Origin of the sequence: Phenylobacterium koreense, from assembly GCF_040545335.1 — a bacterium.
Lineage (GTDB): Bacteria > Pseudomonadota > Alphaproteobacteria > Caulobacterales > Caulobacteraceae > Phenylobacterium > Phenylobacterium koreense.
The window spans coordinates 94,856-108,628 of record NZ_JBEPLU010000003.1; the positions used below are offsets into that span (position 1 = coordinate 94,856).

The window sequence follows — 13,773 nt, forward strand, 5'->3', positions numbered from 1 at the left end:
CTAAGGCGCCGCCGGCGAGTTGACGGGCGGCAAGACTGAGCTGGGCGACGAGGCCCTATCGGGTCGGAAGGAGGCCTGCGATCCCCCTGCGATAATCTTGCCGGCGGCCACGCTCAGCAGACGCTCGATGCGCGCCTGGGCGGCGACCTGCATCAGCGGATCGTTGTCGGCGGGCGCATCGGGCAGCCGCAAAAAGAGCGCCCTGGCCAACTCCACGATCAATTCCTGCAAGATGCTGAAATCGCGCGTAGTCCGACGCTCATGATCGCCCAGCACCCTGGTCAGGGCCTCCTCTCCGCAGGTTTGGCTAGGGGGGTCAGACGAGAGTCCGCGTTCGATCGCTCGTTCGGCCGCACGGCTGAGGGAAACTCGATCCCCCCGCGCCGAACGCCGCAGCGCCGTGAGCAGCTTGGGATTGTCGAAATATACCTGAACGCGGGCGACTCGCCGATCAGCTTTCCTAGTCATGATGACGTCCCTGCAGATGGTCCAAAAAAGCTTCCTGGGCAGCCGTTTCCCCCGCCGCTCCCCGGTAAATCTCCGCCGGATGGGCAGCGGGCCTATTCTCGCCGGCCTCCGCGTTCGCCCTGGGGACCACAGGGCTTGCTCCCTCAACCTCGCCTAGCGCGCGGCGCCCAACCCAGGGATGCGGGACAGCCCCGGGCGTATCGAGGCCTGCGGCCTGGTCCGGCGCTGGCCTGGCCGCTCGGCGCGAAAACGGCGCACGCTGATCGTAGCGAAGCTTTCGGGCGAGCAGCGGCCGTCGGCCGGCCACGAACATCAATTGCTGATCATCGCTCAGGCCCCGGATCTCGCCAGGATCCATCAGCGGCCTTTCGGTCTCGCTGCGCGAGATCGAGGCGCGCCCGGCCCCAAGTCCGGCTGGACCGCTGCGGCTGGTGCGCAACTGGGTGGTCAGACCGGTCAATCTGGACACCTTGTCCTGAGTGAGCGGATCAAGGGCGCTGAAGGCGGTGTAGACGAAGCAGTTGTCCAGGATCGAACTGTGCGGCCCATAGGTTTCGACGATGTCGTTGAGGCTCTGGGCGACCAGCATGGCCTTCAGCCCATAACCGCTCATCAGCCGCAGAGTCTTTTCGAAGAACGGAAGGCGGCCCAGCAGCGGAAACTCATCCATCGCCAGGAGGAGCTCGTGGCGCTTGGGCCGCCCGCTGACATCTTGCGTCTCATGGGCCGTCAGCGATTGAGCCGCCGCATAGAAAAGCATCCGGATCAGCGGTCGAAGCGCGGCGACATCGGAAGGCGCAGCCTGGACATAGAGGCTCATCGGCGCTTCGGCGCACATGAGATCGCCAATGGAAAAATCCGAAGCCGAAAGCGCCCGCTCCATGTCTTCTCCGGCCAGCCACTTCAGATAGGCGCGGGCTGTGCCTTGCACGGAGGTGCGGAAGCGGTCGTGCATGGCGACATAGCCCTTGGCCGCGGTCTGGATGAAGGGGTGAACCTGTGGTCGCCCATCGGATCCGGCGCGATGCAAGGTCCTCAGCATCGTCTCGGCGACCGCGTCGAGGTCGGCGAGGAGTTCGCGCACCCTTAACAGGGTCTTCTGGTTGTCCGGCTCGGCGTAGAGCACGTGCAGGACGACCGCCTCCAGAATCTCTGTAGCGGATTTGTCCCAGATGGCGTCTTCGTCCCGCACCCCGCCCGGATCGGCCAAGATCGCCACCAGACGTTGAATTTGCGCGATCTCGCCCGGCCCCGGACTGATCTCCGCAAGCGGGTTCCAGCGCGCCGAAGCAAGGTCGCGGGGATTGAAGTAGAGGACGTGGGAAAATGAAGAGCGCCAGCCGGCCGTCGTGCGCCAAAGCTCGCTCTTGGGGTCGTGAACCAGCGCGCTCGCCGGCCAGCTGAGCAGGCTTGGCGTTACATGTCCCCGTCCCTTGCCCGAGCGCGTCCCCCCCGTCACCAGGGTTGGACGCAGATCGGCGGTGATCAGCAGGCGACCGTCGAGCTCGCCCAGCACGCAGCCGCTCTTGTCGCACAATCCGGCCGACCTGGCTTCGGCCAGATCCCCCCAGCTGCGCCCTCGCCGTCCCGCGACGCCTTCGCCCAGCATCGCCAGACCAAGGCCGCCCCCAACGCCCAGCACGATGACAAATCCGGCCCGCGCGAACAGCCTCGGCTGGGATTGGCCGAACTGCACGCGCCAGGCCAGCACCCGCCAGGGCTCATAGACGGTAAGCTGAGTGGAGAGTCGCAGGCCCTTTCCCAGGGCCGGATCGAAACCCACCGACCAGGCCGCGTACTGGGTTGCGCCCTGCAGCCCGACGGCTACGCCGAGCAGAGCCCCGAACAAGCGCATCCGAACGCCCATGTGCAGTTCACCTCCCGTCGGGGCGCAAGGCCGCACCCCGTAGAAAACGCAACCCACACTTGAATATTACTGGAATATATTTCCGCGATATCAAGCGTCCACGTCATGTATTGACGTCACCCACGACAAATTCTGTCGTTTCCGCCCTATTCGCCGTCCGTATTGGGATCGTCTTTTCCCTCGAGCCACTTCCTGCTGAAAGCGCGAGCAGCCTCCACCTCCTCGCCGAGCCGCGAAAAGGCCGCCTCCAGGATTTCAACGACCGCATGGGGCTGCAGCCATCTCACGTCCTGGCCCTTACGGTCGTACAACTCGCGCACGTGCTCCATCAGGAGCATGACAAACTTGTTGTCAGCGCACGCCACGGCCAGTTCCGGCGTCCCGAGCCTGAAGCTGGCCAAGAGCGCATAGGGATCGCTGTCGGTCACCGCGGCGAAGCGAAAGATGCGTTCCACCTTCAAGTAACCTTCACCAGCTTCGAAACGCTGATAGCTGCGAAGGTCCATCGCCATGGCGTCGGCGATCTGCATGGACGTCATGCCGCAATGAGCACGCAGAGCTTTCAGAATGGCGGAAAGGACCAGATCGCGTTCGGGTTTCCTGCGCTGGCGCCGATCGCTTTCAAAAGACATTGGACAACCCCACACTGTAAATACATTGCGGATCACCCGTAGGTCGCTATCGCACTGATAACGCTCAAGCGCAGCCTTAACAAGAGGGGCGCGGCCGTCCGCCAGCCCATTCGACCCGGACAAAGGCGGCTCCCCCGCGCCCGCTCAATTCTCGCTCATATTCGACGCAAATAGATGGACGATTTTCTTCGCCAATCGCGACAATAATTGTCGCATTCCTCGCCCATTCCGTCGTGTTACCAATTCATCTTATTCGAATTGTTTTTACTACCGGCTCTATGCTGATAAATGGGAGACTTCGACGATGCGCAAGCGCCCGGAGTCCTTCGCTATCGCCTTGGAGACGCTGCGCGCTGAGCTAAGAGCGGGCGTCTATCCTGCCGGGTCACGGCTTACCTCCGCCGCCATCGCCGAACGCCTTCACCTGAGCCCGACCCCGATCCGCGAAGCGCTCTCGCGGCTTGCCGGCGATGGCCTCCTGGATGACCGCCGCGGTCAGGGCTATTTCGCCGTTCAACTTGGAGCCAGCGCGCTTGAACATCTGTTTGCGCTGCAACGAGATCTGCTGATCATCGCCTGTTCGCATGGGCCCACGCGCGTGTCGGGAGCCCTGGAACGCCTGGCGACTGGACTTGGCCAGCGCCCGCCTCCCGAGCGATTTCTGCTAGGCAGCGAGCACTTGTTCCACTTGCTGACGGCGAGCGCCGGCCATGCGCTCAGCGACCATCTCAGACGGCTGCAAGATCAACTGGCTCCTGCCCGGCGTATGGAGCCGCTCGTCCTGCCCGAACTGGAAGCCGAGCTCGCCGGCCTCCTGCATGCCGCCAAGGCCGAGGACGCCGATGAACTCAAGATCGCTATCGAGGCGTTCCATCGACGGCGAATCGACTCAGCCGCACATCTCGCCCGACTACAGGAGGCGTCGACAATATAGATTCGATATAATTTGAATATATATGCAAGGAAACTCAAATTCCAAACCTCACCACATGGTGGTGAGATATCAAATACAGGAGCGTTGACATGCAATATTCCGAAAGCAGCTTCGAGCTTCTGGCGCTCGGCGACGCCGTCGCCGAGACCAATTCCCCGACTGGGGACCAAGAGCAGGAGCTCAATCCCGACGAGAAGTACGACGAGTAAGCCTCAAGAGCGCCGGCCCCTCCGGCGCTCTTTCTTTGTGGAAAGGCCACGACTTGCCCCTAGCCGCACGTCAGCGACCGCGTCGCGAGGCCCACGCCGTTGCGATCGGCGACGACCTGGTCATTCTTGATCTTGGCCGAAATCTCTACATGTGCGTTCCAGGCGCGGCGAAGGCTTGGCTCAGCCCGGACGGCGCAAGTCCTGATATTGCAAAGCTCTTCACCTTGGCTGGCCTGGATATTGGCGACGCCCCGGACGAGCGGGGACCATATTCACCGCCGGCGAAGCCCTGGGCCGATGTCGGCGAGGATTTAGAGGCAGCGATTTCCTGGCGCGATCTTGCCCAGGCCGCCATCGCCACCGTCGACCTTTGGCTGAACTACCGCGGGCGGTCCCTGGCCCAGCTCATCGCCCGGATCGAACAGGGACGCCCGCGCCAAGGCCGCACGATCGATCCCAATGCGGCCCATGCGCTGGCAAGACGCTTCCAGGCCTGGATCGCCCTAGCGCCGGTCTCGGACAAGTGCCTGGTCAGGTCGTTCATGCTGCTTCGCTACCTGCAGCGCAACCGGCTAGGCGGAACCTGGGTCTTTGGCGTGCGCACCTGGCCGTTTCGCGCTCATTGCTGGGTTCAGCTCGGCCCAGTGGCGCTAGATGACGCTCATGAGCGGCTCATCGCCTATACGCCGATCCTGGCGGTGAGCGCCCAATGAGCTACCTTGCCCTCTGCATGCCGTCGCACTCCGGGCCCGCCGAGCTGCGGACCAAAGCCTGCAGGCTGCTGGCGCAGGACGCCTCCTGGAGTCAGGCCGGGCAAACCGGCGAGCTCCTTCTTTGGACAGGGCCAGGCCCAACGCCGACCATCCGTTCCCTTGGCGACCAGGGATTTGCGATCGGCGAGGTTTATAGCGCCTGCGACGGGCGCCCATGGCGCGTGCCGGCCGCGCCGCAGATGGCCGCGCAGAATATCACCGCTGAGCTTTGCAGCCAGGCCTTCGGGCGATACGTGGCGATCTTTGCAGGGCCCGAGCCCGAAGCATTTCGCGATCCTTCGGGCGGGCTTGACTGCCTGGTCTGGCGGATCGGACCGCTTACGCTTGTCGCCGACGATCTTGAGCACGTTCCTGGGCCGCTGCAACCGCCGCTGCTCTCCCTGGATTGGAATGTCATCGCACGTTTTGCAGCCTCAGCGAGCCTGGCCTTCGGCGAACTGGCGCTTGAGGGCGTATTTGGCGTGACGCCAGGGACGTCACGCTCGCTGACCGATCCTTCCCAAAGCCGCACCTATTGGACGCCCGCCAGCTTCGTTGGGACTTGGGCGCCTACGCGCCTTGACCAGCTGGCCGAGACCCTGGCCGGGCGGGTCGATATCGCGGTGAAGGCCCTGCTTGGCGACCATGAGCGTCTCATGGTCGAAGTCTCGGGAGGCCTCGATTCCGGAATTTTGGCAGGTTCCATCGCCCGTTTGGGGGGCCTGCAAGATCGCATCGTCGGATGGTTGAACCATTTCGCGGACCGCGCTGAGGGCGATGAGCGCGCCTATGCGCGCAGCGCCACCGAAGCGATCGGCGCCACGTTGACCTGCGCCCACCTCCCCGTGCGCGCGCTCTCGGAGCGCGATTTCAGCGCCCTCGCCAGGGGCGCGCGCCCTGCTTTCAACGCGCTTGTCCCGGTGCGCGATGAGGACGCTGCGGCGCGCATGAGCATGCTGGGCGCCACCGGCTTGGTCTCAGGTCAGGGCGGAGACGCGGTCTTCTATCAGATGCCCAGCGCGCTCATTCTAGCGGACGAGCTGAGCGCCCATGGCCCTCGTGCATTAGGCTCTCCGCTCGTCCTGGCCCTGGCGCGCAGGCTTCGAAGGTCGGTCTGGAGCGTGATCGGCCAAGCGCTAGACGGCGACAGGGCGCAGGTGGCCGGCCGAGCTGGCTCGATCACGACCTTGCCACGCCAGGCGGCCAGGCAGGCCCACCCTTGGATCAGCGCGGCGGGCAAGGTCGGCCCGGCCAAGTCTTTGCAAATTGTCGGCCTCGCCAACGCGCAGGTCGCCACCGGCCGATGTCGGATCGCACAGGTCGGAAGCCTGCTCTACCCGCTGACCGCCCAGCCGGTCGTAGAATTCTGCCTGGATCTTCCCGCCGCCGTCCTCACCGCTGGCGGCAGGGAGCGTGGTCTTGCGCGCCAGGCGTTCGCCGACCGCCTGCCCTCGATGATCCTGAACCGCAGAAAGAAGGGCGAACTGACCGCCTTCCACGCGCAAACGGTCGCCGCCAGTCTCGACTTCCTGCGCAGCCACCTGTTGGACGGAGCGCTGGCCGACGCTGGGGTGCTCGACCGCCACCGCTTGGAAGCTGCGCTAAAGCCTGAGCAGCTTCTTTGGCGCGGCGAAGGAAGCGAGATTCTGCTGGCCGCCGCGCTCGAAGCCTGGGTCCGTCATTGGCAGCGTTACGTTCCCGACTCTGGGCAGGCAGGACGTCGCCAGTTCTGGGCGGGCGGGCGCAGATAATAGTCCAGCCAGTCGCTCGCCCGTCGATAGAGGTCGCGAACATTACCAGGGCTGGCCACGATGTGTCCTTCCCCCCAATAGGTGACCAAAACGGCGTCTTTGTTCTGACGATAGAGCGCTGAGAACATCTCCTCGGCCTGATTGAGCGGGACCGGATCTTGATCGGCGTGGACGAGCATGACCGGCGTATGAATGTTCATGGCCCAAAAGAGCGGGCTGTTGGCGATATAGCGATCAGGGACCTGCCAGGGCGGAGCGCCCATACGACCTTGCGAGTCCTCGGCCCAGCCCGCCGGCCAGCTTGGCCAGACGCCGTCTTCCGGGCTTGATCGCCAACTCGGCTGGAAGCTTCCGTAGATGCTGATGAGGTCGGTCGGCGCATTCATCGAAATGGCGGCCTTGAACCTGTCGGTCTGCCCGATCGTTCCCAAGGCGGCATAACCGCCATAGCTATGTCCCCAGATCGCCAGACGTTCAGGATCAAACTGGCCTGGCGCCTGCCGCGCGGCGGCGTCGACAACATCAAGGATGCGCTTGGCCAAGCCCTCCAATGGATCGCGCTGGCTCATCGCAAGCGGCAGGCTCGGGAGCAAAACGCCATAGCCACGGCCCACCAGCACACGAGTATCGGCGACCAAGCCCAGCACAGGCGGTCGAGACGAGGGCGGGCTGCGATAGTTATCGCCAAGATAGGGACGCACCACGAGCGCTGGCCTGCAGGCGCCGGGGGCCGGTAGATAGAGCCAGCTCAACAGGGCCTTACCGTCAGGCCCGGAATGCGCGATGGGCAAGACGCGCATCGGGTCGGTATCGGCAAGCCGCCGGTTCAGACGCATCGCCACGGCAGGCGCTTTTCCCGCCCTGCGCGCCTTCAAGAGGCTCACCCCCGAGGGCGTCGAGCTGGTGACCAGCAGCACCCTCTTGGCTGCGCTGAACCCCACCACGGTCTCTCCGGTCTCAAGGTCAAGGCCGATCGGCCCCTTCAGCGTCCGTAGGCTCGGCCTACCGGCCTCGGTCAGCAGCAAGGCGCGGCCAAGCTCGCGGCCTCCGTCCGGTCGTTCCGGGGGCCGCCACGCCACGGCGCCGAGCGCTTGTCCGGGCTGGGGCTCAAGCCCTCCCTTGGCGTCCATGCGCCAAAGTCGTGAGGCGGCCAGCAACACGAGATCGCCATCTTGAGACCCGAGCAGACGGGGGGCCTCCGGCATTTGAGCGGTGAGATTGACTGGGAGGTCGCTGGAAAGGCGCCACCAGTCCAAGCGACCTTCCCGTCTGGCCAGGCTCTGCCCGCGGACGATGGGCCAGTCCCCCAGCCAAGCCGTCTCGATCGCTTCAGGTCGCCGGCGCAGGGCCGGCGAAAATCCGCGACCGGCCAAGCGCTGACAGCGGTTCGAGCCGCCCTCCACACTGTAGAATTCTCCTTTGGACCAGGGAGCCTGATCGGGACGCGCAAAGATCAGGAGGCGGTCTGAGGTTGGGGACCAACTGAGAAGCGTCTCGAGCACGTCGCGCCCGCTGCAAGGATAGGCCAGCACTCCGCTGTGCAGATCTAGCAGGCCAAGTCGGCGCGCCTGCGCGGCCACGCCCCAGTCGCCTTGTGGGCTGCGCCCGTTGGCCGGTTGCAACGGTTCGCCGCGTTCGAGCAACGCGATCTGCGCTCCGGACGGGGAGAGCTTCAGATCAACAAAAGCCCCAACGCGCACGACCCTCGCCCGCCCGGTGGAAACGTCCACGTCCACCACCTGGGTCGGCTCAGGTCCGGGCGAGAGGTTTCGCCAGACGCCGCTGCCGATGGCGGTGTGCGCGCCGCGCCCGCCCGCACTGGCGCTCCAGCGGGGCGGCATTTGATGCGCCGCCTCGGAGATACGGCGCAATTCCGCCGGCGGCTTGGCGCTGGCCAGGACGATAAGTTCGCTTGGAGAACGCCATTCGACGTTGCGCCCTGGGAGGGACGCGGGAATGAGGCCCAGCCATCTGACGCGGCCCGACGCCAGATCGAGCACGCCCAACTCCCACTGCTCGGCGCCTAGCCTGTAGACGGCAAGCTGACGTCCGTCAGGCGACCAGGGACCAAGCAGATAGCCATAGCCCGAAGGCTGGGCCATCAGCTCTCTGGCCTCGGTTGGCGCGTCCAGCGAGATCAGAAAAAGGCGAGTTCCCGCTTGGGGCGCCTGGTGGCCTAGATCAAAGCGCGCGCCAGCGGCGTAAGGCCCGCGCCGCTCCACCGCGGCGTATCGGCCTGCCGGATCGAGAGAAATCTGGCCGAACGACTCCTGGTTCAGCAGATCGTCCACTGTGAAAGGACGCGCCAAGGCCGATGGGGCGCCGAGCCCTGTGAGCAACAGCGCCAGGGCGAGTATCAAGGAACGCATGGCTCAGCTGACTCACCAGGCCTTAGTCAGTTGCAGAGACATGAAACGGCCGATCGGATCGCCGTTGGCCGTGTCGTAGGCCACGCCGGAGGTGTTGTCGTAGAACGGCGGACGCTTGTCGAAGAGGTTGCGAATATTGAGCGTCGCCGACAGACCTGCGAGCGGCGAACCGCTGGGCGCCTGGAAGCGCAGTTGCAGATCGAAGGTGGTCATTGCATCGATCGGCGCGCCCAGGGCGTCCTGGTAGGCCGAAGTGTAATTGACCGAGGCCCCTGCGCCGAGAGCCCCCCGCCGCCAATCGAGCGTCCCCCTGGCGCGCCAATCGAGTGGGTAGGTCGCAATCCCGACGAGATCGACAGGCGCCGAGGTCGGGGTCACCGTCTGCTCGTAGCGATAGAGATGGCTGGCGGCGCCGCTGATGGCGACGACATCGTCACCGAAGGCATGTTCGTAGGCGGCGCTAAGGTCGATCCCGCTCACCCGCAGCGAGGCCGTGTTCACATAGCGGGAATCGACGATCGCTCCGTAGGCCTCGGGCGGACCGAGCACCGTGCGCGTGGCCGGATCGGCCAGCAGGGCGGCGATGAGCGCCCGGTCGGCCGCATTGGTGGCCGGCGAGATGCGGCGCACGAAGGTGGAGACGTTCGCATCGTCCAGGGCCGTCTGGATATTGGCCTGAACAGGACGGTCGATGCGATCCTTGAAGCGGATGTCGAACCAGTTGAAGCCGAGCCGCAGGCCGCTGAGCCGCCTAGGGGCGAGCTCAAAGCCCACCGTGTAGGAATCGGCGGTCTCCGGATCGAGGTCTGGATTGCCGCCCGACTGGATGAGCGTTCCAATCCGCGCAGCCCCTGACGGCAGCAGTGAGGAGGAATTGCTCGCCGGATCGCTTAGCTCCCGCAGCGCCGGCGCCCGGAAAGAGCGCCCATAGCTCGCCCGTATAAGCAGGCCCTGAACCGGTGACCACAGCGCACCCACCTTCGGGTTCCCGGTCCATCCGAAATCGCTGTAGCGCTCTAGACGCCCGGCGAGCGAGAGCTCCAGGCGCTCCATCCCGGAGCGGCGGTTGGCTTCATCGAAAAGTGGGATGCGCAATTCGGCGAAGCCGGCGTCGACCTTGCGCGCGACATCCACCGAGGCCAGCGGGATCGGCGCGACGCTCGTGGTGTAGTTCACCCCGCCCCGCGTAAAGCCCTCTTCCCTGTGCTGGGCCCCAAGCGCGAGCTTGATCGAACCTGCGGGCAAGGTCAGGAGCGAGCCATCGGCCTTGATGTTCAAGGAGCGGACAACGCCCCTGTTGCGGATTTTCTGGTAGCCGCCGCCGATATAGCCGAGCACGACATCGGAGTTGGCCGGTCGGCCGGTGAAGGGATTGAAGTAGCCGTCCAACGCCGGGCTATAGGGGGTGTCCGGACGATCAGGGCTCAAACCCAGGGCCTCTCCCACGGCAATGGTGTTGAGCAGCCCGGTATTGTTGGATCGGCCGATCTCGCGCGCATAAGCGCCATAGACCTCGGCGCGCCAGTCTCCCCAAAGATCTGCATCCAGGCCCAGCGAGATCCCAAGGCTCTCGGCTAAACCCGCCGCGCGAGCGTTCGGCAGTTCGGCGAAGGCGTATTGGATGCTGTGGCTGGCCGCCCCGTTTGGCGAAACGAAGAACGGATTGGCTCGTGAAACGCTGATCAAGCCGGTATTGGTCGATGACGCCGCCTCATATTTGCGCCGCCCATAGCGCACGTCGCCCGAGAGCTCGATCCGTTCGGTGAGCGCTTGCCTGGCCGTCGCATAGAGACTGTGCCGCTCCTGATGGGGCAGGACATCCACCCCCAGACGCTGGTTGCGCAAATTGACGGTCCCGGGCGTGAAGTCGTCTGGGCCAAGGCTCGTACCGTCCTGATCGACCGGAATGGCCCAATAGGGCGCATTGGCGCCGGTGACTGGATCCAGCCTGAGGATATTGCCGGGATAGGCGAAATTGCTGCGTTGGTCGGAACCTCCGAGACGCCGAAGGTCGGCATCTCTGGCGATCTCCCGGTCGGCCGAACGCAGGCGATCTCGCTGGTAGTATTCATAGGAGATCAATCCGCCGCCGCCGGACCAGCTTCGACCAAAGGTCTGAGCGAACTGGAATTCCGAAGGCTCGCCTGCCGTGGCGATCCCGCTTGAAAGGCGCGTTTCTGCGCCCTCGAACCTCTTCTTCAGGATGATGTTGACGACGCCGCCGACGGCGTCGGCGCCGTAAAGCGCCGAGGCCCCGTCAAGCAGAAGCTCAACCCGTTCGATGGCCGCCGTCGGGATGGTGGAGATGTCGGCGAACTCGGCGTTCGAACCGGCCCCGCCCATCCGTCGACCGTTCACGAGCACCAGTGTCGCATCACTGCCCAGGCCGCGCAGGTTCAATCCGCTTCCGAAATGGGAATTGCTGCCCTGACGTTCGCCGCCGTTATTGTTCAGTCCCTCGTTGACGCTTCCGGCGAAATTCTGCGGCAGCGCCGCCAGAGCCGCAGCCACGGTCGTGTAACCAGAGCGCTCGATCTGGGTGCGATCCAAGATCAGCACCGGCGAAGGCGTGTCGGTTACGCCCCGGATCAACGACCCGATGACCGTGACTTCAGCGATCAGCTCCGGCGCGCTCGCAGCCGCGTCGACCGAGGAAGACGAGGACTCAAGGCCGACCCGTCCGCTTTCCGGTGGAACGCTCCTAGCGGAACTATCGATGTCCCTGGCAGGCGGCGTCGACGGCGATGCTGGAGCCGGTTGTGCGCGCCGTAGCACCAGGACGCCTTCCTGCGTGCGCGTGACCTCGATATCGCTGCCCACGAGCAAGCGTGAAAGCGCCTCCTGCGGTGTGAACGCTCCGCGCAGCGCGCCGGTCTGCCGGCCGGCCACCAGCTCGGAGGGGTAAAGGACCTGCTGATGGGTCTGGGCGGCCAGCTTGTCCAAGGCCGCGGCGAGCGTTCCGGCCGGAACGTCGATAGCGACGGGCTCTTGAGCGATGGCTGACGAACACCAGCTCAGGAGCAGGCCAGAAGCGACACCGGCCAAAAGGCGAAGCTTGGGGCCGGACGGTATACGAGCGGATCGGTGCATTTCACTCCCCCGACGCCGCAGCAGCCCGCCGAAATGGCGAGGTCTTGGGTTCTTTTCGCGACGTCACCCAGGAAGACGCGCCAGACCCTCCGATTGCGAACTTCCCGGTGTGGAATTTTTTCCGCCGCGCGCGGCGGCGTCGGCCCGCAGGACAATGCGGTCGTCCGTCCTGGCTGCCGTAAGGCCGAAGAGCTCGGTGACGGCCGAAACGAATGCGGCCGTATCGCCCGTCTCGAATGCGCCGTTGATGCGCACCTGCGCCACATCGCCCGCATCGAGCACGATCTTCGTGCGGCTGTACCGATTGACCTCATCCACCGCCTTGACCAACGGCGTGTCGAGAAAACGCAGGCGTCCGATTGTCCAGCTCGTGGCCTGAGGAACGTCGGCCGGCCCCGGCCTTGGCGCAGCTTCGCCAAGCGTAATCTGCTCGTTCGGCTTTAGGGTCCAGGCGCTGGGCGTGCCGGCGCGTGCGACTTCCACACGTCCTTCGACCAAGGTCACACGGGTCTTCCCCTCGGTGCGCTGGACATCGAACTTGGTCCCAAGGGCGCGCACCTGCGCGTCGCCAGCTTCGACCACGAAAGGCCGGCCCCCATCGTGCGCGACCTCGAAATAGGCCTGGCCCCGCTCGAGCACCAATCGGCGCACGTGTTGGCCGTAGCGGACGCGCACCTTGCTATCGGTGTTCAGGCGCACCACCGAGCCATCCTCCAGGCGCACGACCTGCTGGGCCCCGACGTCGGTTGAGTAGGCCGGCCCACGCGTCGCCATCACAATGATCAGCGCAACGGCGGCGAAGGACAGGGCCGCCAGGGCCATCGGCGGAGCCCCGCGCCATCGCAAGATCGAACGTCTGGTCTTTTGCTCAGGACCGCGTAGGACCGCCTCGGTCATCCGAACCAACTCCGGATCGTTTCGCAGCCGCTCGACTTGCGACATGCGCCCTTGGACCTCGGCATAGGCTGCGCGATGGCCGGGCTCTGCGCGCCACCTAAAGAACTCGTCGATCGTCGTCTGGCTGACCTTGTTCTGACTGAGTTGCACGAACCAACCAGCCGCCTCTTCCAGCGCCTGGCGTTCATCTCTCCGGAGCGTGCCCATGGCCAATTACAGCCTCAATCGCGAAGTCGCGCTACAACGAGAGCCATCGCCTTCTGGAGCCGCTTGTCGATAGCGCGGACCGACACTTTACAGCGTTGCGCGATTTCGCGGTTCGTCAAGCCGCCGATCTTGCTCAACAAGATCACCTCCCTGAACTTGGGAGGTAACGACTTGATCACCTCACGCACATGGTAGTCGTCGTCTATCGTCCCGAACGTCCCAGGATGGGCCAGGTCTACGCCTTCGAAAAGCGCAGCGTGATCGGCGCGGACCTGGCCACGCCGGAATTGATCTCGTGCGACATTCTTGGCGATGGTGATCAGCAGCGCCCTTGGCATGTCGATATCCCCGTTGGCGTAGGCCGCCGCCCGGAAGAAGGTTTCCTGGGTCAAATCATCGGCCCATTGAGCGCCATAACGCCGCTGCAGGGACTTACGAAGCCAGTCGGCATGGCGCCGATAAAGTTCGTCGAGCCTGGCGCATCTGAGCTGGTCTGCCACGTTGCTCGGCGCCGAACCGACACGCAGCGATGTCGCCTGCGCGACATCGTGCTCCTGGGACCGACGCGCACGCGCAGCCCCCCAGTGACGGGACATT

At 64.8% G+C, this 13,773-nt stretch carries 10 protein-coding genes and 1 pseudogene; 3 read left to right on the forward strand and 8 right to left on the reverse strand.

The window, feature by feature from the left end:
* From ABID41_RS16490 to ABID41_RS16500, 3 genes are all read right to left on the reverse strand, one after another.
* Complete coding sequence (locus ABID41_RS16490) at nt 1-276, reverse strand: hypothetical protein (RefSeq protein ID WP_354298150.1); 276 nt, start codon at nt 274-276, stop codon at nt 1-3.
* 184 nt (nt 277-460) lie between these two features.
* Nucleotides 461-2,335, reverse strand: a complete 1,875-nt coding sequence (locus tag ABID41_RS16495; RefSeq protein ID WP_354298151.1) for a type IV secretory system conjugative DNA transfer family protein — start codon at nt 2,333-2,335, stop codon at nt 461-463.
* A 146-nt stretch (nt 2,336-2,481) separates the two neighbouring features.
* The gene (locus ABID41_RS16500) at nt 2,482-2,967 is read right to left on the reverse strand and encodes a helix-turn-helix transcriptional regulator (protein ID WP_331931170.1); all 486 of its coding nucleotides are present in this window, start codon (nt 2,965-2,967) and stop codon (nt 2,482-2,484) included.
* Between the two features lie 304 nt (nt 2,968-3,271).
* On the opposite strand from ABID41_RS16500, the gene ABID41_RS16505 reads away from it, so the two are divergent.
* The 3 genes from ABID41_RS16505 (at nt 3,272) to ABID41_RS16515 (ending at nt 6,613) form a co-directional block, all read left to right on the forward strand.
* Nucleotides 3,272-3,901 carry a GntR family transcriptional regulator gene (locus ABID41_RS16505; RefSeq protein ID WP_354298152.1) on the forward strand — a complete coding sequence of 210 codons (630 nt, stop codon included), beginning with the start codon at nt 3,272-3,274 and terminating at the stop codon, nt 3,899-3,901.
* 262 nt (nt 3,902-4,163) lie between these two features.
* Nucleotides 4,164-4,823 carry a lasso peptide biosynthesis B2 protein gene (locus ABID41_RS16510; protein ID WP_354298153.1) on the forward strand — a complete coding sequence of 220 codons (660 nt, stop codon included), beginning with the start codon at nt 4,164-4,166 and terminating at the stop codon, nt 4,821-4,823.
* Entirely contained in the window at nt 4,820-6,613 is a 1,794-nt protein-coding gene (locus tag ABID41_RS16515) for an asparagine synthase C-terminal domain-containing protein (protein ID WP_354298154.1), read from the forward strand. Before ABID41_RS16510 ends, ABID41_RS16515 begins: the two co-directional genes overlap by 4 nt.
* On the opposite strand, the gene ABID41_RS16520 is transcribed toward ABID41_RS16515, so the two are convergent.
* The 5 genes and pseudogenes from ABID41_RS16520 to ABID41_RS16540 form a co-directional block, all read right to left on the reverse strand.
* Nucleotides 6,553-8,904: a S9 family peptidase gene (locus ABID41_RS16520; RefSeq protein ID WP_354298155.1), complete on the reverse strand. Its 2,352-nt coding sequence runs from the start codon at nt 8,902-8,904 to the stop codon at nt 6,553-6,555. The genes ABID41_RS16515 and ABID41_RS16520 overlap by 61 nt on opposite strands.
* Before the next feature lie 90 nt (nt 8,905-8,994).
* Nucleotides 8,995-11,925: a TonB-dependent receptor gene (locus ABID41_RS16525; protein WP_354298156.1), complete on the reverse strand. Its 2,931-nt coding sequence runs from the start codon at nt 11,923-11,925 to the stop codon at nt 8,995-8,997.
* A gap of 210 nt (nt 11,926-12,135) precedes the next feature.
* A complete protein-coding gene (locus ABID41_RS16530; RefSeq protein WP_354298412.1) occupies nt 12,136-12,894 on the reverse strand; it encodes a FecR family protein in 759 nt (252 codons plus the stop codon).
* 138 nt (nt 12,895-13,032) lie between these two features.
* A pseudogene (locus tag ABID41_RS16535) lies at nt 13,033-13,176 on the reverse strand (DUF4880 domain-containing protein); the annotation flags it as partial.
* Nucleotides 13,177-13,190: 14 nt separating this feature from the next.
* Complete coding sequence (locus tag ABID41_RS16540; RefSeq protein ID WP_354298157.1) at nt 13,191-13,772, reverse strand: RNA polymerase sigma factor; 582 nt, start codon at nt 13,770-13,772, stop codon at nt 13,191-13,193.
* Nucleotide 13,773: the final 1 nt, after the last annotated feature.

Coding starts and splice junctions, on each gene's coding strand:
- ABID41_RS16500 (WP_331931170.1), bottom strand. CDS start 2,967: ATGTCTTTTGAAAGCGATCGGCGCCAGCGCAGGAAACCCGAACGCGAT.
- ABID41_RS16540 (WP_354298157.1), bottom strand. CDS start 13,772: ATGTCCCGTCACTGGGGGGCTGCGCGTGCGCGTCGGTCCCAGGAGCAC.
- ABID41_RS16505 (WP_354298152.1), top strand. CDS start 3,272: ATGCGCAAGCGCCCGGAGTCCTTCGCTATCGCCTTGGAGACGCTGCGC.
- ABID41_RS16495 (WP_354298151.1), bottom strand. CDS start 2,335: ATGGGCGTTCGGATGCGCTTGTTCGGGGCTCTGCTCGGCGTAGCCGTC.
- ABID41_RS16530 (WP_354298412.1), bottom strand. CDS start 12,894: ATGGCCCTGGCGGCCCTGTCCTTCGCCGCCGTTGCGCTGATCATTGTG.
- ABID41_RS16515 (WP_354298154.1), top strand. CDS start 4,820: ATGAGCTACCTTGCCCTCTGCATGCCGTCGCACTCCGGGCCCGCCGAG.